General features: G+C 42.7%; 16 protein-coding genes and 1 tRNA gene. 15 read left to right on the top strand and 2 right to left on the bottom strand.

Annotated elements, in window-relative coordinates:
* Window positions 1-88 precede the first annotated feature (88 nt).
* The 10 genes from PLL47_RS02720 (at window position 89) to PLL47_RS02675 (ending at window position 15874) form a co-directional block, all read left to right on the top strand.
* Window positions 89-1708, top strand: a complete 1620-nt coding sequence (locus tag PLL47_RS02720) for a methylamine methyltransferase corrinoid protein reductive activase (protein WP_324444503.1) — start codon at window positions 89-91, stop codon at window positions 1706-1708.
* A 400-nt stretch (window positions 1709-2108) separates the two neighbouring features.
* Window positions 2109-3257 (top strand): GTP-binding protein, encoded by a 1149-nt coding sequence (locus PLL47_RS02715; protein WP_324444501.1) that lies wholly within the window; start codon window positions 2109-2111, stop codon window positions 3255-3257.
* 1815 nt (window positions 3258-5072) lie between these two features.
* Entirely contained in the window at window positions 5073-5849 is a 777-nt protein-coding gene (mtaC, locus tag PLL47_RS02710; RefSeq protein ID WP_324444499.1) for a methanol--corrinoid protein MtaC, read from the top strand.
* A gap of 12 nt (window positions 5850-5861) precedes the next feature.
* Entirely contained in the window at window positions 5862-7250 is a 1389-nt protein-coding gene (gene mtaB, locus PLL47_RS02705) for a methanol--corrinoid protein co-methyltransferase MtaB (protein ID WP_324444497.1), read from the top strand.
* A gap of 56 nt (window positions 7251-7306) precedes the next feature.
* Window positions 7307-7891: an acetate uptake transporter gene (locus PLL47_RS02700; protein ID WP_324444495.1), complete on the top strand. Its 585-nt coding sequence runs from the start codon at window positions 7307-7309 to the stop codon at window positions 7889-7891.
* A gap of 391 nt (window positions 7892-8282) precedes the next feature.
* Window positions 8283-9248 (top strand): cation diffusion facilitator family transporter, encoded by a 966-nt coding sequence (locus PLL47_RS02695; RefSeq protein ID WP_324444493.1) that lies wholly within the window; start codon window positions 8283-8285, stop codon window positions 9246-9248.
* 465 nt (window positions 9249-9713) lie between these two features.
* On the top strand, window positions 9714-11726 hold the full coding sequence (locus PLL47_RS02690; RefSeq protein ID WP_324444491.1) for a hydantoinase/oxoprolinase N-terminal domain-containing protein: 2013 nt from the start codon (window positions 9714-9716) through the stop codon (window positions 11724-11726).
* 154 nt (window positions 11727-11880) lie between these two features.
* Window positions 11881-13809 carry a hydantoinase/oxoprolinase N-terminal domain-containing protein gene (locus PLL47_RS02685; RefSeq protein ID WP_324444489.1) on the top strand — a complete coding sequence of 643 codons (1929 nt, stop codon included), beginning with the start codon at window positions 11881-11883 and terminating at the stop codon, window positions 13807-13809.
* 144 nt (window positions 13810-13953) lie between these two features.
* Complete coding sequence (locus tag PLL47_RS02680; RefSeq protein ID WP_324444487.1) at window positions 13954-14730, top strand: helix-turn-helix transcriptional regulator; 777 nt, start codon at window positions 13954-13956, stop codon at window positions 14728-14730.
* Between the two features lie 355 nt (window positions 14731-15085).
* The gene (locus PLL47_RS02675) at window positions 15086-15874 is read left to right on the top strand and encodes a helix-turn-helix transcriptional regulator (RefSeq protein ID WP_324444485.1); all 789 of its coding nucleotides are present in this window, start codon (window positions 15086-15088) and stop codon (window positions 15872-15874) included.
* A gap of 230 nt (window positions 15875-16104) precedes the next feature.
* Here PLL47_RS02675 and PLL47_RS02670 read toward each other — a convergent pair whose 3' ends face one another.
* Window positions 16105-16530 carry a cupredoxin domain-containing protein gene (locus tag PLL47_RS02670; RefSeq protein WP_324444483.1) on the bottom strand — a complete coding sequence of 142 codons (426 nt, stop codon included), beginning with the start codon at window positions 16528-16530 and terminating at the stop codon, window positions 16105-16107.
* 275 nt (window positions 16531-16805) lie between these two features.
* Window positions 16806-16877: transfer RNA gene (locus PLL47_RS02665), tRNA-Arg, on the bottom strand.
* Window positions 16878-17051: 174 nt separating this feature from the next.
* Between PLL47_RS02665 and PLL47_RS02660 the strand changes: the two genes are divergently transcribed.
* The 5 genes from PLL47_RS02660 to PLL47_RS02640 all read left to right on the top strand — a co-directional run bounded on the left by PLL47_RS02660 (window position 17052) and on the right by PLL47_RS02640 (window position 21917).
* On the top strand, window positions 17052-18236 hold the full coding sequence (locus tag PLL47_RS02660) for a redox-regulated ATPase YchF (RefSeq protein ID WP_324444481.1): 1185 nt from the start codon (window positions 17052-17054) through the stop codon (window positions 18234-18236).
* Window positions 18237-18370: 134 nt separating this feature from the next.
* Window positions 18371-19045, top strand: a complete 675-nt coding sequence (locus PLL47_RS02655) for an undecaprenyl diphosphate synthase family protein (RefSeq protein ID WP_324444479.1) — start codon at window positions 18371-18373, stop codon at window positions 19043-19045.
* Complete coding sequence (locus tag PLL47_RS02650) at window positions 19042-19575, top strand: DUF5817 domain-containing protein (RefSeq protein ID WP_324444477.1); 534 nt, start codon at window positions 19042-19044, stop codon at window positions 19573-19575. Before PLL47_RS02655 ends, PLL47_RS02650 begins: the two co-directional genes overlap by 4 nt.
* 647 nt (window positions 19576-20222) lie before the next feature.
* On the top strand, window positions 20223-21194 hold the full coding sequence (gene nrpRI / locus PLL47_RS02645; RefSeq protein ID WP_324444475.1) for a global nitrogen regulator NrpRI: 972 nt from the start codon (window positions 20223-20225) through the stop codon (window positions 21192-21194).
* Between the two features lie 54 nt (window positions 21195-21248).
* Window positions 21249-21917, top strand: coding sequence for an MBL fold metallo-hydrolase (locus tag PLL47_RS02640; protein ID WP_324444473.1), 669 nt, complete (start codon window positions 21249-21251; stop codon window positions 21915-21917).
* The last annotated feature ends 305 nt before the right edge of the window (window positions 21918-22222 follow it).

Below are 22222 nucleotides of genomic sequence, written 5' to 3'. Positions count from 1 at the left end.
TCACAAAACTTATTTAAAATTATTAAAAACAAGAGCTGTTGAAAGGATTAGTTGAGAAATCTTAAACTTTTTTGGAGGAGGTTAAGATATGAGAACAGGAGTTGCAATTGACCTGGGAACCAGTGGATTCAGGGCCCAGAAAATTGACCTGGAGAGCGGCAAGATTAAGAAAACCGTGATTACTCTCCGGAATCCTCTGCCAGGAGCAAACGTAATGGACCACCTTGATTTTGCAATCCATTACGGGCTTGACAAAGCCCACGGGCTCTCGGCAACAGCAGTGAAAAATATCCTTAATGAGCTCGGAGTAAATCCCGAAGAAACAGAAAAGTTCGCAATCTGCGGAAATCCTATCCAGCTTTCTATCTTTCAGGGAATTTCCATTGAAGACCTGGCATACGCAGGCGAACGTAAGAAACAGAAGTATCATATTGAAGAGCAGAACAGAGATGCCCGGATTATACCTCTGACCGAAATCGCAGGATTTGAGGAGTTCAAGAACTGCAAACTGCTTGTTCCTCCATCAATAAAGCACGAGGTTGGAGCCGATGCACTTGCCCTTATTGTAAAAGCAGGCATGATCGAGAGCAATGAAATCGCAATTGCCACGGACTATGGGACAAATGCCGAGATGGCTCTGAAATCAAACGGAATTATTTATACAGGGTCGGCTGCTGCAGGTCCTGCTCTCGAAGGCCAGGAAATCGAATACGGATCCATTGCTTCCCCGCATACTATCTGTGATGTAGAATTTGAAGGAGAGAATCTGCGCTGTTATGTTCTTGACAAAGACATGAAGACGGCAAAAGGAGATCTCGTTAACCCGAAAACAGGAGACGTTGTGGAAAAGGGAGAGGTTACTGCAAAAGGCATCACAGGTACGGGAGTTATTGCCCTTATCGAAGCAGGAATGAGGAACAAATTAATAGTCCTGCCAAAAATCCAGACCCCTGAAAGCATTATCTACCTGCAGGACGGCATCAAGTTCACGGAGAAAGACCTTATTGCAGCCGGAAGAGCGATAGGCGCGCTCCGGGCAGGCCACATCACCCTCTGTGCAGCTGCAGGCATTGAGATGGAAGACCTCAAGATAGCCCACATGTCAGGAGCTGCCGGGACCTATATGGACGCCGCAAAAGCCCATCAGGTAGGGATGATACCTTACAACGCAAGTTATGTCTCCCAGATAGGAAACACCTCCCTAACAGTTGCCAGGGAAATTCTGCTTTCTGAAGACAGGCTCTGGGAACTGCAGGCAATTGCAAAGGAAATTCTGGGTACGCATGTGATGTTTGCAACCTCTGAAGCCTTTAAGGAAGCTTACCTTCTTGAACTTGCTTACTGGAACGAGGGCATGGCATTCAAGATGCTCCAGAAGTTCCTGAAAAAGAAAAAACTCCCCATGCTCAACGAGCCCTCAACCATCCTTAAAATCGACCGCCAGGTAGAAAGGGATATTCCTGTACTCGGAGAAGAAGGGCTTGAAGTGCTCGAAAAAGTAGGGACCTACCTTACCATGGTTATCGAAGACTGCCAGGGCTGCAAGAAATGTGTAAAGGTATGCCCGAACGGAGCCCTCAGAATGGATGACACAGGCCTTGTCAAAATAAGGACCGACCTCTGCGACGGGGCAAACTGCCAGCGCTGCCTGCATGCCTGCCCTGATGACAGGTTCAAATGGGAAAACCTGACCGTTGCAGGAATCTAATAATAAGGGAACGGAAAAAGGTAAGAACAATTAATCGAAACTGGAATAAAGCAGGATGCTTCAGGGGGAAGACTCTGACTCCCTGTTTTATTCGCAAATTAATAATCAGATTACAATATACCTGAAGATGTCCTTTTACCACGCTATTTTTATTGTTTTTACTGATTTTTCCAGCCTCTTCTTTTTTCATACTTTCAATTTCTATGGGCTGCCAGATAGGGTTAATAGATATCAACAAAAATTTTGACAAACTCCAATTCAGAGATAGAGAAATATACTTTGAGAATAGAAAAGTTGACACTTATATCCCTGAATTAAAGCAGGGTTTTACACTACTTTTTATATAAAATAGAATTAAAGGGACAAAAAGCAGAAAGCGGCAGAAAACGGAGGAAAAAAAGTGGACGTCATTGTTGTTGGAGGTTTTCTGGGAAGCGGGAAGACTACCACCATTATCAATATGGGCAAATACCTCGCAGAGAAAGGGAAAAAAGTTGCGATTATCGTAAACGAGATAGGAGAGATAGGGATTGACGGAGATGTGATAAAGCGGTTCGGATTCGATACCAAAGAAATCACAAGCGGGTGCATCTGCTGTTCCCTGAAAGTCGGGCTCAGGACAACGATGAACACTCTTGTAAATGTATATAAGCCTGACATCATAATGATCGAACCCACAGGAATCGCTTTCCCGCACGTCATCAGGAACGAAGTAGAACTTATGAACTTCGGCGAAGAAGTGAAAATCGCTCCTCTTGTAACCCTTATTGACGGCAGCCGCTTTAAACAGCTGATGAAAGAAGTTAAAGAATTTGCCATGAGGCAGATTATAGATGCTGAGATTCTGGGAATAAACAAGGTAGATCTGATTGAACCTATCAGGATACCAATCCTTGAAGCTTCGGTTCAGCAGTTAAATCCAAAAGCAAAGGTGGTTTTGCTTTCAGCAAGAGACACAGGCGAGAAGTTTGAAAATTTCATGCAGGAAATCCTCCCTGATGTTAAAGGTGTTTCGGAAAAAATCCAGACGGCCGCTGCTGCAGAAAAAAATTCAGGACCTATCGAGTCTCAAGAGACCGAAGATTCCATCAAAGCCTCCGGGGTTGGCAGTTATTCTGCGGAATTTTCAATTAAGGGCGGAGAAAACCTGAGCACGGAAGCAGCCAGAGAACTCACAACCGAATTGATGAATACGATAAAAGTACAGGTTCTGAAATTAAACCCTGAATTCGTAGGGCACATAAAACTCTTCCTTGACAACGGCATGGAAACCGTAAAGCAGAGCGTTACTATTTATTATGAAGATCCCCAGGAAGACATAATTAAGTCAAAAGAAGGAGCTCTCCCGACATTCAAGATCCTCTCTGCAGTTTCAAACGTTGACAAAGAAGCCCTGAAAGATGCCGTAAACAGTTCTGTGAAGGAGACCTTTGAGAAAAGGGGAATATATGTACATAAAGCCGGACATGAACATAATCACGGGCATCACGAACATAAACAGCAGGAAAACGTACAGAGAATCGTGAATATTAAAGGTATGAAAGAGTAAAAACAGGAAGAGAAAAGGAGAAAGTAAAAGGCGGATAAGATTGAAATTTTCCTTTTTCTGCCATTCTTCAACCATTTTTTTCATGAATTAATTAATGCCGGGAGGAGTTGCCAGAAATAATTCCGGGTTACAACTGGTAATAAATGTTAAGTTGTTTCCTCTGACCAGTCTATATCTCTGACCAGTCTATATCTCTGACCAGTCTATATCTCTGACCAGTCTATATAATACTGTGCAGGTTCATTTCGCCATTCCAGATAGGGCAAGTCAATGGTATTCCTGTAACCGGACTCTCAGAAGCCTGCATTATACTTTTTCTTCCAGGATAAAACTCACCCTGCCTCATATTTCTGCACGACTTGCTGGATTTCAATCCATAAAACAAAGCCTGCAGAAGATGGCAGAGGACAGAAATCATAGTCAATACGGCAGATAGACTGGTCATTGAGTGGATGATTTCAGGGGGGGGCAGAAGCCGGAAAAACAACTGGAGGGTTCTTTTGCTTTACTCGCAGAACCATTGTTGAGTACTGAGAAATCTTATGGCATCTGACAGTCCAAATACTATTAATAATAGAGCTAAAGGGATGAACCCCTCGGAGAGGATTATCAAAACTGTGGACACAACGGCAAGTTAAAAGCTGGAATACACACAGCCATCAGTTACAAAAATAAAAAAGCAATTACGGTTAAAGCCAGACTACCAATAAACCCTTTAAGCAGAGGAACTTTTGAAGGAAGGAAGTTTCCGGTTCAGGAAAGCTGTGACCTGACATGCAAAGACTTTATATAGGATGAAATTGTCCTCGCTCTTTGCCCGAAGATAACCCCCTCCATATGGAGAGAGAAAGTACTCTTTCATCTTCATAAAGTAACATGGCTTTGGGACGAAAAGAAATATATATAAAAAATTACAAAGTTTACATAGTAATAAATTGAAAACAGAGGGGAAAAAACTTACCAGGGGAAAAGTTTGCCACTTTTTGAAAAACGGCAGGAAAAAGGCAAAAAAATAAAGTTTATTTAGTACAGGGACAATTAAAAAAAAGGGAACTTCGAAAGATCTTCTTATATATAAATAAGAAAATAAAGTTTCGAGGAAGATGCAGAAGAATAAGTGAGCATGTTAAATTCACTTTAATGCTCTAAAGAGAAAGCCCTGATACATTACATTTTGCCTTACCAATATTCCACCATATAAAACAAATCCACTTGATAACCTCCTAAGCTCAAAGAAATGCCTGCATTTATTCAAGATTCTCAAATAGAGATATCTTCGAAAAGGCGATAATTGCTCAATAAATTTTGAAGCCATTGATCAAAACAAAGAGAAGAAAAAAACAATTCTTTTTTATAAAATCATTTGTGCGGAAAATTGGAGCCAGAATTATAAAATTATAGCTGCGCAAAAATTAGCACAGATGAAGGTATATTCCAGAAAAGCCAACTGTCATCTGCAAGTGAATTCCCGAATAGTAAAAGGGAGTACACCTTTCATCAGGTAACTGGGAAGAAAAGGCTAAAAGGCTGATAGGAATAGAGAAATCCTGAACCCCAGGAAAAAATTCGTTCCTAAAAAGTCTTAAAAACAGGATAAAGGCCTTTAATTCAGTATTATTGTGAAACCAGATAACCACCAGGAGGTTATTCATACCCCCACAATGGAAAGAGTTCGATCTGGAGGTTTTCGAATTCGTTTTCATTGTTTCAGACAGTATTTCAAAAGAAATACCTGAAACTCTGGGAGATTCAACTTGCAGGATCGAAGATCTGAGCAATCTGAGATCTCTTCATTATCAAAATGGAGGTTAAAATATGTTGGATTTGAAACTGGAAGATGTCGATGGCATATTAGTACGCTACAACGTCGCCCTCGAAAAGGAAATGACACCTGACGAAGCAGCAGAAGAGCTTTACCCGAAGGACAAACTCGTTTACCCAATTGCAAAAGCAATCTATGAGGGTGAAGAGGACGACGTAATTGAGGGCCTTGAAGCCGCAATTAAAGCAGGCAAAAAGCCAATCGACCTCATTGACGATGCCCTTATGATCGGTATGGGAGTTGTAACAAGACTCTATGATGATGGTATCATTTTCCTCCCCAACGTTATGATGTCTGCCGATGCAATGCTTGCAGGTATCGAATTCTGTAAGAGCCAGACAACAGAAGTCCCCGAAGCAAAGGGCAAGGTTGTCTGCCATGTTGCAGAAGGTGACGTGCATGACATCGGAAAGAACATCGTTGTTGCCCTCCTGAGAGCAAACGGCTATGATGTAGTTGACCTTGGAAGAGACGTTCCTGTAGACGAGGTCATCAACGCTGTTGTTGAAAACAAGCCAATCATGGTCACAGGTACTGCCCTCATGACAACCACCATGTATGCATTCAAGGAAGTTAACGACAAGCTCCTTGAGAAGGGAATAAAAATCCCATTCGCATGCGGTGGCGGTGCTGTGAACCAGGACTTCGTATCCCAGTATGAGCTCGGAGTCTATGGTGAAGAGGCTGCAGATGCCCCCAAGATTGCTGACGCAATCGTTTCAGGCATAAAAGACATAGCTGCCTTAAGAGAGGAATTCCACAAGCACTAAGGAGGGAGCAAAATGGTAAAGAAATACACTTCAATGGCTTACGCTAACGCAGATGAACTCATTTTCGGTAAATCAAAATTCCCAGTAAAGGCAGGCCTCGGACTCGAGATCGGTGCAGGTTACACATCCCCTGAAGTTAACTATGCCCCAAGACCTGAAGCTGGTAAATCCAAGGAAAAACTCGTAAAGGAATACGAAAGGATCACCACTGACATCATGGCAAGGATGGTCCAGATCGGAGCTCCTTCCGTAGTACTCGAAACCGAACACGTCCAGCAGATGTCCAACCACCCCTCCTGGGGAGCAGCTGTTGCACACGCCCAGAAGACCATCATGGAAGAATACCACGATGAATACGGCATAAAGTGCGCACTCCGCCACACAATTGGTGACATCCGTGAAGACCGTGACTTCCTCGACCTCAGAGGAGGAGACAAATACAACACCTTCCTCGAAGCTTTCGAGCAGTGTGCCAAGTCCGGTGCTGACCTCCTGTCCGTTGAATCAATGGGTGGTAAGGAAGTATTCGACTACTCCATTCTGAGAAACGACACTGCAGGTATCCTCTTCGGTATAGGTGTACTCGGCAGCATGGACATGGAAATGGTCTGGTCCGACATTGCAGCAATTGCAAAGAGAACCGGCACTGTTGCAGCTGGTGACACAGACTGTGCCCAGGCAAACACTGCAATGTTCATTGCAGGCGGTCTGCTTGACAAGAACCTTGCACACACAACTGCAATCGTTGCAAGAGCAATCTCTGCAGCAAGGTCACTCTGTGCATATGAAGCAGGCGCACAGGGCCCTGGAAAAGACTGTGGTTACGAGAACTCCATCATAAAGGCAATTGCAGGTGTACCAATCACACAGGAAGGTAAGACCTCAACCTGCGCTCACTCTGACCTCATGGGTAACCTGGTCATGCAGTGCTGTGACCTCTGGTCCAACGAATCTGTTGAATACCACGGTGAATTCGGTGGTACAACCGTTCAGTGCTGGTCCGAAACCCTTGCATACGACTGTTCCATGATGAACGTCGCCCTCAAGACCGGAAAGGCAAAGGACCTCAGGGACATCCTCGTTCTCTCCGACAAATACAGAGACCCACAGGGATATGTCCTCGCCTACGACAACGCCTACAAGGTTGGACAGGCAATTGCAAAGAACGGAAACGACAACTACCTCCGTGCAAAGGCCGCTGCAATCGAGTGCTGCAACATTATCGAATCCGGAGTCAACTCCGGCAAGCTGAGACTCACAAGGTTCGAAACCAATGCTCTTGCAAAGGTTAAAGCCGACCTCGTAGCTCTCACCGACGATGCTGACAAGTTCATGAGCGACAACCTGACCAAATTCAAGCAGGAAGTTGCAGTTTTCAGACCAGAAAACTATGGGCTCTAAGCCCTAAACTTCCTTTTTTTATTTTTTTTTCAAAAAATGGCTTCAGGAGAATAATCATGAGCGAAAACGCAGGAACTTCTACAGTAATTATTGACAAAACCGCAAACGCTGCCCCTCTTGGTTTTACTGGCCTGGGCCTCGCTGCAGTTCTGTTAAGTCTGAGCTATATCGGTGTATACCCTGCGGGGTCAATGGTCGTCTCCATGGCAATATTCCTGGGAGGATTTGCCCAGGTGTTTGCAGGAATCATGTCCTGGAAGAAAGGAGATATTTTTGCAGGAACAGCATTTTCAGCATTCGGGCTTTTCTGGTTCTCACTGGCAGGACTTATCGTTATGCCTGCAATGGGCTGGATTGAGGCCTCCTCTGGAATCGCAATGGCCGCATATCTCTTCATCTGGGGTGTGTACACCTTTGTTATGTTAATCATTACAATGAAGATTGGAGTTAGAGCCCTTCAGTTTGTATTTGTAACACTATTTATATTGTTTATGCTTCTAGCCGTCGTAAACGCAACCGGGAGTGCCGGGCTGCTTGTAGTGGCTGGATATGTTGGACTTATTATGGGCCTTGCGTCCATGTATACGGCTCTTGCTATGATAATGAATGAAGTCCATGGAAAGACAGTTGCTCCACTCTAAAGATAAAGTAATGACAGCATTACGCCCTCAGAAAAAGAAAAACGAAACGAAAAACGGAATGAAAAACGGATTCTGAGGAAACCTACACCAACCTCGAAGACCTACAAAACCCACAAAACGGAAGGGCAAAAACAGGATAGAAAGCCCAAAAAAATCCAACCCTTGAAAACACAGATTCATTATCTGTGTTTTCAATTACTTACCCTCTCCATATCTATTGATTTTACTGGCTGAAGATGCTGCATCCTGTACAACATAAGGACGGATGCAGGCATTAGAGGCTTTATTTGAATTTTAGATTATTATATTGTATGCTAAAATCTCTTTTAGACCCTTCAGGGTCCGCTTTACCAAAGGAGGATAGAAAAAATTCATTAGCGGTGAATTTCTGATGAAAGCGGACAAAGATTTGAATGAAAAACAGGAAATATCATATACAGCACTTTTTTTTAGCCTTGCGTTGACTATTTTTAAATTATTTGCTGGACTTTTAGGAAACAGCACAGCGCTTATTGCAGATTCGGTCCGCTCCTTTTCAGAGCTGATCAGCGAACTTAGAAAGTTTCTTGAAGTTTCTATAGCAAGCAAACCCGAAGACTGGAGCCATAATTATGGGCATGGAAAAGTTGCAACTCTCTTTATGGGAGCGGGAGCATGCATACTCCTTTTTGCTGGGGTACAATCAATAAATATGGCCTCACAAGAACTGCTAACATTTATACAGGGAAGAGAGACAGAAGCCCCTGAAATCTTTGCGTTATCAGCAGCTGCTCTTGCCCTTGTATCAAAAGAAATTGTTCCTTTTTTCAGCAGGAAAAAAGGAAGATATGTTGACGGCATTTCATCAGAAATTGGCTCTTATACCGGAAAGGCTCAAATCAGAAGTTTATTTTTCGCCTGTTTAGTTACTCTGGGCATAGGATGTACCTTTCTCCCCGGCAAAAACTGGGATGTAACTGATTCTATTATTGCAGCTCTTGTAAGCCTTTACCTTCTCGGAACCTCGGGCAGGCTCCTGTATGGTACTGTCAATGAACTCATAGAGGCTTCCCTTGATGAAGAAGATAACCGAAAGATCAGCGAAATAATAAACAAAACCGAAGGAGTTACGGGTTCCAGCGAGCTTAAAACAAGGAGAATAGGAAGCGGAATAGCGATCAATGCCTGTATTACTGTGGATAACTCTTTAAATATCCAGGAAGTTGCGGAAATTGCGGACCAGGTGGAAAAAAGATTGAAAACAGCATATGGTCAGGATATCTATACTCTTATAAAAGCAGAACCTGATCCTGAAAGAAATTGTTCAATCCAGAAAAAGATTGGAATCCCTGAAGAAGGAAAAAAAATAACGGTATAAATAAGCAGGATAGAAAGGTATGAGACATCAAACAAATAATTATAAGTCAGAAAAATAAATATAAATCCAGACAAATAATTATGGATTCGAAAAAATAGGATATTAAAAATAATATAATAAAAAAGGGAAACCAGAAGTGGTAAGTGAAAAAATAGTGCTCTGAAAAAATAACACTCTTATAATAATCAATTAAAACCTGAAAAAACGCTTCTGGAATTAGAATTTTTAAATCCGCCTTTCGAATTATCTGGATATTATCAGATATCCATTTAGCTACTTACATCTTTAACAACTATTCAGACTTAAAGTATAACGCAGGCTTTAACCATCACCGGAATTCAGCGCATCCGGAATTAAATAGGCTCAAAACTGACCGGTTGTCAACAATAATAACCCAGAAACTGAAAACTTTCCGGAAAGCCTGAAGAAGTTACTATCCAATTCATAAAAGAGGTAAATGAGGAAATGCACTTCAGTCTTGGAATAGACGCAGGGGGCACGTATACAGATGCCGTTATCGTAAGAGATTCCGATGGAGCGGTAGTTGAGTCAAGCAAAGCTCTGACAACTTACCCCGACCCCCTGCCCGGAATGAAAAATGCAATCGACAGGCTGGACCCCGAATATCTCGGAGACATAAAGCTCGTATCCGTATCAACCACACTATCTACAAATACAATTCTGGAAAGCACGGGATTTCCCGTAGGGCTGATCATGGTAGGAGACTACGTGATCCCTGAGAAACTTCCTACAGATTACTGGATAGCAGTCTCGGGCGGGCATAACAGTGACGGAGAAGAATTAAAAGCCCTGAACCTTGACGCGGTAAAAGAATTCGCACTCAAAGTACAGAGTAAAGTTTCCGCTTTTGCAGTTTCTTCTTACTTCAGCAACCGAAACCCCGAGCATGAGCTTGCAGTTAAAAAAGCTGTAAAGGAACTCACAGGACATCCGGTTGTTTGCGGGCATGAGCTGTCCCAGGACCTTGGAGCCTACGAGAGGGCTATAACTGCTTTCCTTAACGCTCAGCTGATTCCTATTACCCATAAATTCATCCAGGCAATAATCAGAGAATTCGAAATCCGCGGAATCAATGCAAATATGCTGATGTTAAAATGCGACGGGGCGGTGGTCGGGATCGAAGAAGCCCTGGAAAAACCCATTGAAACCATTTTCTCAGGTCCTGCCGCAAGCCTTGTAGGCGCATCTCACCTCAGCAGGCTTGACACATGCGCTGTAATTGATGTTGGAGGGACAAGCACGGATGTTGCCATGATGCAGAAAGGAATACCTGAACTCAGCAGCTCGGGTGCGGTGGTAGGAGGCTGGCAGACCCGTGTAAAGGCTATCCGCATGGAAACTTCAGCAACCGGAGGTGACAGCCATGTATGGCTTAAGGGCGACAGAATCAACGTTGGTCCCCGCAGAGTAATTCCCCTATGCAGGGCTGCGGTTTTATATCCAGGATTCAGGGATAAACTCAAGCAAAACAGGGTAGCAAAAGGTTACCTCTGTGAAAACATTCAGGTAACGAAATTTTTTGTCAGGACTGGGTTCAGACCTATAGAGCTGAAAGCAGGAGAACGTGAAATCTACAGGCAGATAGGGACAGAGCCTGTTTCCTTCGGAGACCTGCTTATAGCCCTGAAAAAGCGCCCTTCCCCTTCAATACTCGATTCACTTATACAGAAGAGGCTGATCCAGGCTATTGGATTTACACCTACAGATGCCCTCCATGTACTTGGCGAATATACAGAATGGGACGTGGAAACTGCAAGAATAGGAGCTTACTTACTTGGAAGGCCACTTAAGCAGGACCCGGAGGATTTCAGTGCAGAAGTAAAGCGCAGGGTTGCACGCAATATTGCCGAAGACCTTATCGCATATATGATAGAGGGAATGCCGAGGGATGAGATTGACAGAGTGCTTAAAGGAAAAAATTTTACGCGCTTCAGTGTAGAAATCCCGGTCGTGCTTCTTGGAGGCCCTGTAGGGGCATATGTTGAAGAACTGAGAAGACTGATCAATGCAGAATTTATAGTTCCCGAACACGCTGATGTCGGTAATGCGGTAGGGGCTCTTGTCGGAAAAGGGATTAAAAGAGTGGAGATCCTCATAAAAACAAGGCTCGTTCCCAGGACCAGAGAAGAAGTTCCCGCAGGTGAGGAGCACTGTGAAGCTCCGGAGAGTGAAGTTATAAGAGAAATGCTCAAGGAGGAAAAGAAAAACGAGTTTATTGTCTTTTCCCCATCTGAAAGGAAAAAGTTTGAAGCATATGCTGAAGCCCTTGAGTATGCCGAAAAGCTGGGGAGGCAGCTTGTTATGGATTACATGATCAGCGCTGGGCTTGGAAAAGAAGATATAAGAATAGATGTAAGCAGGAAGCATCTGTCACCCAGCGGATGGACAGATGTTCCTCTGGAGACAAAACTCGTTTACGTAGGTGTAGGAATTCCCAGGAATAGCGTAAATGCCTGACAATAGTATGGCAGGAGACGGAAGTTGTTGAACATTATAAGTAAAAATATATATCTTGAGGCATAACCCTATAAATCCGGCTAGTAGGGATTAAATACAGCTGAAAAAGGGATACGGATTGCCTAAAATAGAATAAAAAATGGGGCTTTTTGATATGCAATATAGTCTGGGTATTGATGCAGGTGGAACATACACGGATGCTGTTATCTTGAGAGATTCGGACAGCAAGATCCTTGACACCAGTAAAGCAGTTACCACCTATCCAAACCTGATGACCGGAATTCGAAACGCAATTAATAAGTTGAACCCGGAATATCTCAAGCAAGTAAAACTTGTATCGGTTTCTACAACTCTCTCTACAAATACAATTCTGGAAAGGACAGGATATCCTGTCGGCCTGATCCTTGTAGGAGTTGATACCGCTACCAGGGAGCTTCCAGCCGATTACACGATTACGGTTAAAGGAGGACACGATAGCAACGGAGACGAACTTCATCCTCTCGACATCGCATCTGTAGAGCAATTTGCGATCAGTCTTAAAAATAAAGTGTCTGCATTTGCTGTTTCTTCATATTTCAGTACCAGAAACCCTGAACATGAGGATAAGATAAAGGAAGTAATCCTTAAACTTACGGGGCACCCCGTGGTTTGCGGGCATGAACTGTCCCAGGAGCTCGGAGCTTACGAAAGAGCGGCTACAGCAGTTTTAAATGCCCAGTTAATCCCCATAACCTATCAGTTCATCCATTCTATCATGACTGAAATAAATGAAAGAAACCTTGATGCAAAGGTCCTTATGCTGAAATGTGACGGCTCAGTCATAGATATAAAAGGGGCAAAACTGCGCCCGATTGAAACCATTTTTTCGGGCCCCGCTGCAAGTATTATGGGAGCTTCATACCTTTCAGGGCTTGATACATGTGCTGTCATTGATGTTGGCGGGACAAGTACGGATGTCTCCATGATTAAGAACGGGGAGCCGGAACTCTGTGAAAAAGGAGCAATTGTTGGAGGCTGGCAGACCCGCGTGAAAGCTATAAAAATGGAGAGTTCCGCAAACGGAGGAGACAGCCATATATGGTTCAAAAAATGCATAAGAATAGGACCCAGAAGAGTCATGCCCCTCTGTGTTGCTGCAGTAAATTATCCAAATTTCAAAGAAAAACTTGAGAAAAATCCCATACCTTTGAGAACCATGCTCAATGAGCATATTCAGCCCACAAAATTTTTTGTCAGGACCGGAGCTGCGCTTATCAATCCTACAGAGAGTGAAGTAAAACTGCTTGAAGCAATAGGAGACGAACCTCTCTCTATCCACGATATTTTAAATAAAATGAAGCGTTTCCCCTCTCCTGAAGTCCTCGATTCTCTGCTCAACCAGAGAGTAATTCAGGCAATAGGCTTTACACCTACAGATGCCCTGCATGTCCTTGGAGAATACACAGAATGGGATGTAGGGGCTGCCCAGATAGGAGCCAAAAAACTTTCCCGCTTTACTCAGCTGGGAGCGATCGCTTTCTGTAAAAAAGTAAAGCAGCAGGTTGCGAAAAATATGGCTTACAGCCTGATATCCTTCATGCTGGAAGGCAGGGGGAAAGACGGAATAAAGCTGATGCTGGAAAAAGAAGTTCCTATCCAGTATAAAGTGAATATTCCCATAGTTTTGCTGGGAGGACCTGTAAAAGCTTACTATGGAGAGCTGAAGTCTCTCATTGATGCAGAAATTATTGTCCCGGAGCAGGCAAGAGTAGGTAATGCTGTAGGAGCCCTTGTAGGAAAAGGAATTAAAAGAATTGAGATAATTATCAGACCAAGTTCAATGGAAAACCCGGATCAGAATTTCCTTGTATTTACTCCGGCTGGAAGAAAGAAATTCGAACATTACAGGACTGCAATGGAATATTCTCAAAAAGCCGGCGAAGAGCTCATTCTGGATTCGATGAAAGATTTCGGGCTTCCGGAAAGTTCAATAAAGATAGATACCAGCATAGAATATCTTGTTCCCCCTGGATGGAAACAGACCCCAATGGAAACAAAGATGACATTTGTGGGGGTTTGTACCCCTGGTGCTTTAATAGACTGAATATTTGCATTCATCCCATAGGGAATTTAAAAAATACCGGAGAAATAATCCTGAATTTGAAAGAGAACGGCCAGAGAACCAGCCTGCCGAAAGAAAGAATCTGCAATGGTTTGCATGAAATGATACTGCAGGAAGTAGGGAGAGATGGAGTCTTCACTTATTGATCTTGTTTTCCGCTCCGATAAAAGAAAGAATCTTCTTATACTGCTGGATAGCGGCTCAAAAAGTATTGATGAAATAAGGGATGAACTGGACGTTACTGCCACGTCGATCCTGCCCCAGATAAAGAAACTGATAGACAGCGATCTTATTGTCCAGGAAGACAGGATGTATAAGCTCACGGTACTGGGAGAGTTTATAATTAAAAAGGTAAAGCCACTTATCAGTGCCCTTGATGTTGTGGAAAAAAACAACAGTTACTGGACAGGCCATGATTTGAATTCAATTCCCCGCCATCTTCTTGAAAGGATCGCAGAGCTTGGAGACTGCACCCTGATAGAGCCGGACCTGAACCACATTTATGAGCCTTCCCAGAAGATTATTGATAGTATGGTAAATGCAAAAATGACTGCAACCTTTGCTTCTTATTTTAATCCTGCCTATTTGCCTCTGTATGTAGAACTTGGGAGAAAGGATGCCGAACTATCCCTGAATTTTACACAATCTGTATGGGACTATCTCTCAAACGAACACTCTGATATGATAAAAGAGTTAATGGGAATGGATAATGTAAGCATTTATATTTCCAGAGAAGTAAAGATCTCTGAAATTACGGTAACTGATGAAATAATGCTCCTGGGGCTCTTTGATAAAAATGGAAAGTTTGATCAGCAGTTTATTTTGAGCTTTGAGCCCGGTGCCCGGAAGTGGGGACAGGAATTATTTGATTATCTCAAGAGACTCTCCAAACAGGTAAAATAATATAAACTTAAAGAGAGAAAAAGAGGAAAAACAGAATGAAACCCACAGCTATTTCTAGATGTCTATCCTGTCCAGTTTTTCTTGAATATGAAGAGATCACCAATCAGGGGTTTGCCGGATAAATTCCTGAATGAGGGACTCCAGAGACGAAATAATGAAAAATGATTATATATCTTATTGTAGTAATTTGTTACGCAAAAATGGCAATTTTCAGGATTTCCCTGCAGTTCTTAACCTGTGAGAGTGCTTTTCCATAACTGTAAAGTTGGAGAAGTAAGAGAAGTGTTTAAACTTCCGGTATAGAGATATATACAATGTTGGATATAACAGGATGAAAAACAAGAGAGGGAATTAGATGGAATCATCATTACTTGATGTTCTCTTTCTTTCAGAAAAAAGGAAAAACCTACTTCTGCTTCTTATGGACGGACCCAAAACTATCGAGGAGATTAAAGATACACTCGATGTACGTTCAAGCCCGATAATGACCCAGATAAAGATCCTGATGAAGCAGGACTTAATTGTTGAAAATAACAGGCTATATAAGCTTTCCAGTATCGGAGAGATTCTTGTTCCCAAGATGAAAGCTATTCTCGAAACTTTTAATGTCTTCGATAAAAACCATGATTACTGGATAAACCAGGATATGACGTCAATTCCTCCCGAGTTTCTGGACAACATAGGAAAACTGGGAGACTACATGGAAGTAAACCCCGACCGAAACCATGTTTTCGAGTACCCGAAAGAGGTTGTTAAACACCTTTCCGAATCCGAGAAGGTAATGATCTCCTCGTCATTTTTCCTTCCCATCTATCCTTCTCTCTGTATAGAGCTTGCCGCAAAAGGTACGGATATTACTCTTGTATTCACGGAGTATGTCTATGACAGGATGCTCAATGACTACAAAAAAGAGCTTGAACACTTCCTGAACCTGAAGTATACCAAACTTTATGTCTGCAATAATAATAATATGAAAATCGCGTCAAGCATAGTTACGGAGAAGTTTATGGCTCTGTCCCTCTTCTGTAACAGCGGGATCTATTACAACCACAACCTGGTAAGTTTTGATGAAAGTGCACTTAAATGGGGAAAAGAACTTTTCGACCACTATAAGAGTATGGCGAGGCCGATTACCAGGGTCTGAAAGAAAATTCTCCTTTCTCTTTCTGCCAGGATTCCAATGAAAATAGCTTCAGACAGAACGGCTCTTGAAGGGTAATGTTCCTGAAAGCAATAAGGGGATGCTTCTCCACAAGAGAGTTATTACACTATCATGTGTATGCTTTTTTTCTTACTTTCTAAAAAAATTCAAGATCTCAAAAACCAGTAGTATCTGTAGAAAAAAGTAATTTTAAAAAGGGAGAACTGAGGATCTCAGCTCACCCTGACTGTGACATTCATTTCCGGAGCATCTTTTATAGTGAAAAGGTAAGTTCCCGATTTAGTAAAGGTGTAGCTGTAAGGGACCCTGTAAGTAAGATTCTGATCAGGGAAGAGAGCTTCTTCGCTTACCAGGGTATAAGTTCCCTGCCTTTTCTTGCTCCACCAGGAGACTGTATCCCCCACCGAGATATCCAGTTCTGAACGCGTTACTGATTGCGTTGTTGCATTATAGTACTCAAGGTAAACAATATATTTTTCTCCAGACCCTGAAGTAGCGTTTTCCTGCGATACGTTGTCCTGCGCTGAGGCATCTGAAGCATTGGATTCTTCAGCGGCAGGCTCTGTGTCTTCCCCTGTACAGCCGGAGGCAAACAGAAACACAAACACCAGAAGTAAAACCAGAATATTCCCTTTCATGAATCTCACCATCTTTTGGTCTTTATTTATAAGTTAATTTGTATTCATTATCTTTTTGATAGATTTCAGATGTAAGTGAAAATGAACAGAAAAGATATGGGAAAAACAGGATCTAAAAGAAAAAAATAAGGAGAATTAAAGGGTTTTTAGATCAAAAATTGGGTAAAAAGTCAGCAAAGAGGAAAAAACATTCAAAAATCATAAGAGGCGTAATAAAAGGTAAATATAACGAACATGAAGTGAATAACTAAAGAACAATTAAAAATAAGAATTTACGTCCCGACTGAGACTTGAACTCAGGTCTAAGGCTCCGCAGGCCTCAAGGATATCCACTACCCTATCGGGACGCAAGCGAGCACCACTCATAAGCACATACTAGAATATAAACCTTATTATTCAAAAGCCAGCCGAGCATATGAAGAATCTGTACGGCGTTCCTGAAAAACGAAGGGAAAAAAACCATTTTTCCATGACTTCACTATCAATAAAGATTAAATGCAACAAGTTCTTTTTTATAATTTATGTCGATGACCATAGGCCTTGCAGGAAAGCCCAATGCGGGCAAATCCACCTTCTTTAAAGCGGCTACCCTTGCAGATGTTGAGATTGCGAATTATCCTTTCACAACTATAAATGCCAACCACGGCGTTACATATGTCCGGGCTGAATGCCCTTGCAAAGAGAAAGGAAAAACATGCGGGAAGTGCGTGGACGGGGTCAGGCTTGTTCCTATTGACATCATAGACGTTGCAGGGCTCGTGCCGGATGCATGTAAAGGGAGAGGGCTCGGAAACACATTCCTTGATGAACTCAGGCAGGCTCAGGCGATAATTCATGTTGTAGATGCCTCAGGCGGGACAGACGCTGAAGGAAACCCTGTAGATATAGGAGACCACAACCCCCTCGATGATGTGGCTTTCCTGAACAGGGAAATTACAATGTGGCTGTACGGAATTCTTGAGAGGAACTGGGTTAAGCTTTCCAGAAAAATCCAGGCAGAAGGGCTCAAGCTTGAAATAGTGATTTCAGAACAGCTTGCCGGCGCAGGGATAAAGGAATCCCACGTAAACGCAGCCTTGATAGAGACAGGGCTTGCAAGGGTGGATCATGTTAAGTGGACTGAAGAAGATATGATCCGGCTCTGCGACTCCATGAGAGAAATCAGCAAACCAATGCTTATTGCTGCAAATAAGGCTGATATTGCCCCAAGAGAAAACCTGGATAAGCTAAGGGAACTTGACAGAATAGTGGTATCCACGAGTGCAGCAGCCGAACTGGCTTTAAGGTCAGCGGCAAAGGGCGGGATAATAAAGTATACTCCAGGAGATAGAGACTTTGAGCTGCTAACGGAAGATGTCACAAAACCCCAGAAAAAAGGGCTTGACGCTATCCATAAAGTACTCGAAAGGTTCGGCACTACCGGCATTCAGGAGTGCATAAACAGGACTGTCTTTGAACTTCTTGATCTTATTGTAGTATATCCTGTAGAGGACGAAGGAAAATGGTCCGACAAACTGGGTAATATGCTGCCAGACGCCTACCTAATGAAAAGGGGATCTACCTGCCACGACCTTGCATACCAGATCCATACCGAAATAGGAGACCGTTTCCTGTATGCGGTGGATGCAAGGACAAGGCTCAGGCTTGGGGAAAAACACGAACTGAAAAACGGGGACGTAATAAAGATTGTATCTACTGCAAAGTAACCAGCATAGGGAAAGCGAAAAATTCAGACAGGAAAACAGAGGCGTGAGATACAATTCATAAGATAAATAATTCATTAGAGAAATAATTAAAAAGAAATACCGCCCCAATTAAGGCTTTATTAGAAGGAGTATCAATGGACCTGCTTTCCTTTGGTCAGCCACTTTATGAGAAATACCTTGCCTGGCAAATAACAAGGTCAGCTACAAAAATTCCAGCCCATGTAGCTCTTATTCTCAAGGAAACAGATCTCCTTGAATACAGAGGAATTGAAAAACTCCTTTCCGCTCTCCTTACATTCAGAAAGTTTAAGGTAGAGCTTGTGAGCATCTATGTGGATATTCTTGAGGCTGACCAGCCGGTGAAAACCGAGCTTGCTTCAACTCTTGGAGAGAGACTGGAAGAAAGCTTCATGGCTCTTCCTTCCGGAACAGGTTATGAAATATATGGACTTGAAGGAGAAGTAAAAAGCAGCCGGCAGGGAAGGGATTTTTTTGTATATTTATCGCTTGGTTTTGGAGGAAGAGGGGAAATCACAAAGTCTGTAATTTCTATCCTCAACGATGTTAAGGCTGGACGCATCAGGCCTGAAGACGTCGACGAAAAAATGCTTGAATCACACCTCCTTGTCAAGCATGAGCCTGATATAATGATCCGTTCTGGCGGGCAGAAACTTTCGGATTTTCTTGTATGGCAGTCCGTTTATTCGGAACTCTATTTTACGGACGTTAACTGGAAAGATGTGAGAAAAATAGACCTTCTGAGAGTGATAAGAGACTTCCAGAAGAGGCAGAGAAGGTACGGAAAGTGAAAATCGGGGAAAGAACCGGAAGCCGTTATTCTGTGATAGTGTGCCCCAGATGCAGGCAGCATGCCCAGATAACAGAGCCTGGAAAAAAGACTCTCAGATGCCAGCACTGCGGATCTCTCCTTCAGGCCCGGAAGCTCAGAGTACTCGGTTCTTTTGAAGAATTATCCGAGGCTGTGGACTTCAGAACCCGCCTGCAAGCTGAAATTTCCGGAAAAGGAACAGAAACTTTTTCCCTGAACACCTTTCAAAAAGAAACCGGCAGCTCAGGTTCTGAAGATAAACCCATACAAAAAACACCTGAACTTTCGGTATCCGAAGTTTCCTCAGGAAGCGTGTCAGCCAGTAAAGACCGGAAGTCTATCATGACTGGGATCCTTGAAGCTTCAGGTGGAAAAATGAAGATCGAAGAGTTTCGTGAAAAAGCTCTTGAAAAAGGGATCGTTGAAGAAAAGTTTGAGACAACCCTGAAAAAACTTATGGAAACTGGAGAAATTTATTCTCCAGAACCAGGAATTGTAAAACTTATATAATTGCGAGTTTCCATCGGTATGCATTGATGATTTCTATTACTGAAGAAATTATTATCAAATATTGAATTACCATCAAATATTGAAGAGCTGCCATCAACTATTGAGTAATTACTATCAACTTGTTACTACTATCAACTTGTTACCGAGAATTCCCCGCTGAAAATTTATTGTTCATGAATTCTTTTTTAAGGTCTCTATTTAATTGGCTGCCACTTAAAAAGGCTGAGAATGGAACAAAAGACAAGTCAAAGAGAAGTCAATAAAAATGACTCTAAAGAATTGTTTGTTGTCAGGAAACTCTCGTTTTCAGGAATCTCAGCAGGCATTTATTACGAAGTCGAATAAGAAAACATATATTAAGTACGAAAAGATTTACTATAATTAAGTATTTAAAAGCAAAAAAGAATCCGGTTTGAGTAATTAAACAACGGGAAATGAGATTCAAAGATTATTATATTAATCCGGAGCTTACTGAAATAAACCCCCATTAAGCTGTCCGAAAAACTATTTACAGAAACCTCACTGAAGCCGCCTGGAATTCATTCATCAGATTCGTCTATAAAAGGTTCAGTACGTGGTTTTGTAGTTTTATCATTATTATCCGTAAACATTACGGGATTGATACAGGGTATAACGGTGTTATAGATATGATGGATCCGCAAATAGAAAGAAAACTCATTGAAATCATGAGGGTAATTCACGAAAGTGACAAGCCCATAGGTGCCCGGGCTATAGCTGACGAACTGAACAACCGGGGCTATGATATAGGAGAGCGGGCTGTCCGTTACCACCTCAGGATCCTGGATGAGAGAGGGTTTACACGCAAACACGGATACGCCGGGCGTACACTTACTGATCTTGGAGAAAACGAAATGAATGACGCCCTTATAGGGGATCGTTTCGGCTTCGTAATATCCAGGATAGAAGAAATGGCATTCAGAACCACCTATAACCCCGAAACTGACAAGGGGGACGTTGTGGTAAATATTTCTTATTTTGACAAGGACGATTTTGAAACTGTTATTGAGTTAATTTCGTATACTGCCCATGCAGGCTATATGATAAGCCCGAGGGTGAGGATCTTCGAAGAGGATTCATTTGAAGTGCCTCTTCCTCCAGGGAAGATAGGAATAGCCACCGTCTGCAGCGTCACTTTTGACGGGATTCTCCTGAAAGCAGGAATTCCCGTAGAACCAGCCTACGGAGGGATCCTCCAGATAGAAAACAAAAAGCCTTCCCGCTTCCTTGACCTTATTTCTTACAGCGGAACTTCTATTGACCCGATAAAGATTTTCATGAACAGGACTCCTACTTCAGTCCTTGAAGTACTTGAGAAAGGGGAAGGAAAAATCCTTGCTAATATGCGGCAGATAAATGCCTCTGCTTATGAAATGACAGGAAATATCTTGAAAAAGGCAGAAAAGGTGGGTCTGGCAGGATGTATCACTTTAGGGGAAATTGATGAGTATTTACTTGGAGCTCCGGTTGAAACCGGGAAGTTCGGGGCTGCAGTGGTTGGAGGAATTAACGGCATCTGCGCCATTGAGGAAACAGGGATTGAAATAGAAACAAACCCGATTTCTACCATGCTGGATTACCAGACAATGAAAGAAATATGATTTTAATTTTTAGAAAAGAGAAACAAAAAACTGACGTAAACACGAGGCAGGCAGATGTTCAGGCTGACAGTGCTGTATGATAATGAAGCCTGCCCTGGTTTTACAGGAAGCTGGGGGTTTTCGGCTCTAATCGAGACAGGAACAGAAACCCTTCTTTTTGACACAGGGTGGGATGGCACTCTCCTTTTAAAGCATATGGAGAAAACAGGTATTGATCCTGCCTGTGTAAGTAAACTGATCCTTTCCCACCAGCACTGGGACCATATAGGGGGCTTGCCTGAGATCCTTTGCGCAAATCCCGGGATTACCGTTTATGCTCCTGTATCTTTTTCAGAGAATCTAAAAAGAGAAATTAAGAAGAGAACTGCACTGATCGAGGTGAAGGAAGCTGTTGAGATATCTGAGGGAATCTGGAGTACAGGAGAACTGGGAGATAAAATAAAAGAACAGTCCCTGGTCCTTAATACCGGAAAAGCTTCCTATGTGCTGACCGGATGCGCCCACCCGGGTATTGATGCAATTATGGATGCTGCTCTCTTCCACGGGAAGATTAAAGGCATTATTGGGGGGCTGCATGATAGCGACCGGTTTGAAAGGCTTGAAGAAATGGAACTGATAGCAGCCGGGCACTGTACAGCCCATAAAAGCAAACTAAAGGAGCTTTTTCCCGCGGAATATATGGAAACCCGAGCTGGCCTGAGCCTTGAGTTAACCAGGTATTAATTTGAGAAATACTATTTCTATTAAAATGGGGGAAACTATTGGATAGCCTGTATTTGACATTCATATTTTCCCTTCACAGTTGAAGATTATTACACTAAGAATCTCAAAACCTGCCTGTTTAAAGATGCCGGATTAGTGCTAATTTCAATTCAGGGTTCAATACAAACTTGATATTTTAATTTGAAAAGAGTAAACGGGAGCCCTTGAGGAACATATGGTTAGAAATATGATGTCCTCTAAAAGGAATAAAGGATTTTGTGTAGAGAGCAGGAGATAAGACAGAGCTCCCAGATCGGTTTGATCTT

Source organism: Methanosarcina sp. (assembly GCF_035390745.1).
In the GTDB taxonomy this organism is placed as follows: domain Archaea; phylum Halobacteriota; class Methanosarcinia; order Methanosarcinales; family Methanosarcinaceae; genus Methanosarcina.
Note: the sequence above shows the minus strand (reverse complement) of the source record. Positions and strands in the feature narration are given on the sequence as shown.